This is a genomic window from Mycobacterium sp. SMC-21 (assembly GCF_045310825.1).
Lineage (GTDB): Bacteria > Actinomycetota > Actinomycetes > Mycobacteriales > Mycobacteriaceae > Mycobacterium.
Genome location: NZ_JBJIAO010000093.1, coordinates 1 through 1,502 on the forward strand (window position 1 = coordinate 1; position 1,502 = coordinate 1,502).

Annotated in this window: 1 protein-coding gene and 1 pseudogene; both read right to left on the reverse strand. The window is 66.0% G+C overall.

Going from position 1 to position 1,502, the window contains the following annotated elements; all coding sequences use genetic code 11:
* Nucleotides 1–852, reverse strand: an 852-nt coding sequence (locus ACJH6H_RS29655; RefSeq protein WP_406776383.1) for a transposase, incomplete at its 3' end; no start/stop codon positions are given.
* Between the two features lie 215 nt (nucleotides 853–1,067).
* A pseudogene (locus ACJH6H_RS29660) lies at nucleotides 1,068–1,476 on the reverse strand (MmcB family DNA repair protein).
* Nucleotides 1,477–1,502 lie beyond the last annotated feature (26 nt).

The window sequence follows — 1,502 nt, forward strand, 5'->3', positions numbered from 1 at the left end:
ATTGTATCCTGGCCGGAAGCCGCCGTCGGCCATCTTCATGACGCGGGCGTCGGGGTCCGTCGTAGAGGCGCGCGGCTCCTTCGGCGTCTTGCCGTTGTTGCGCTTGTCTTCGCGCGCCTGGCGCTGCCGCTTGATCTCGGCGAGCGCGGCCTGCGCTGCCTTCAGGCGTTCGGTGCGCTCACGCGCCGCTCGCTCCTTGGCCGCCTTGATGCGCTGGTTGCTGGCATCGGAGCGCGCCTCGACCTCGCGTTTGAGCTCCGCCACGATCGTCTGCGCGGTCTCCAAATGGTGATCGAGTGTCTGTTCTCGCCGGAACGAGGCGGCCCCGGCGCTCGCCCGGATCCGCACGCCGTCCTGCGCCAGCTTGCTGAGGTCGACCAGGCCCACCTCCGCCAAGGCCGCAAGATGTTCGGCGAGCAGCCGATCGAGCAGATCGGCGCATCCGACCCGGAAGTCCGCCAGCGTATGGTAGTTCACCGAGACCCCGCCACACAGCCAGCGATAGACATCGTGGCTCTCGCACAGCCGCTCCAGGGCGCGAGCGCTTCCTACCCCGTCGCTGGTCGCATAGAGCCACAGTGCCAGCAAAAGCCGTGGCGACGTCGCCGGATGACCCGGCCTCTCGCCCCGCGCCTTGATCCGATCTTCAAGCTCGCGCAGCTCGAGCCCGTCGACATAGCACCAGATCACCCGCGCCGGATGATCTTCCCCGATCAGGCTATCGATATCCACCGCCCGCAGTTCAATCTGATCGCGCTGCGGCTCGCGCAGACGCGGCAAACCCGCTGGCGCCGCATCAGTTTGCGGCTTCGGCTGCTCCGGCAGTTCTCCAAACAGCTGGTCTTCAGCCATCTCCCGCTCTCCCGCAATTCAGCGATTGCAGGGAATCACATCCCCCATCCCTCCCGCTACATCTTTCGCCCAAGCCACAAAAATTCACACGCTCTGAGGAGCGCGTCTCGAAGGGGCGACGGCCCTGCTGATGGCCGTGCATCCTTCGAGACGCGCTGCGCGCTCCTCCAGCGACAAAGGCGAAGCCTTTGCGCGGGGATGACGGATTACTGAGTCTAAAGCTCATGCCCCTGTGGGTCGACCAGCCGGTTGATCCGCTGTGCCGCGGCCATCGCAAAGCGCACCGTCATTGCCTTGCGGGTTGCCGCCGGCAGGCGATGCTCCGGCGCCTCGCAATGCAGATGTGCGCCATACGCATCGGCGATGATCAGGCCGGTCCCGGCCGGGAAAATCTCGCATCCGGTAGTCCTGCCATTTCTGGTCGGCGCGCAGATCCTCGACCGATGACTTGATCTCCACGATCCAGATCTCGCCGCGCTCATTCAGCGCAACCAGATCGGCCCTTCGGCCCGACGGCAGCGGTAATTCGCTGATGCAGGAAAATCCCAGCGATCGCAGAAGTCGCGCCGTGCCGCGCGCGATCGCAAGCGCGGTCTCCGACTGGCGGAGGTCGGGCGCGGGCACGAGCGCGATCTGGCGGGCGGGCGATT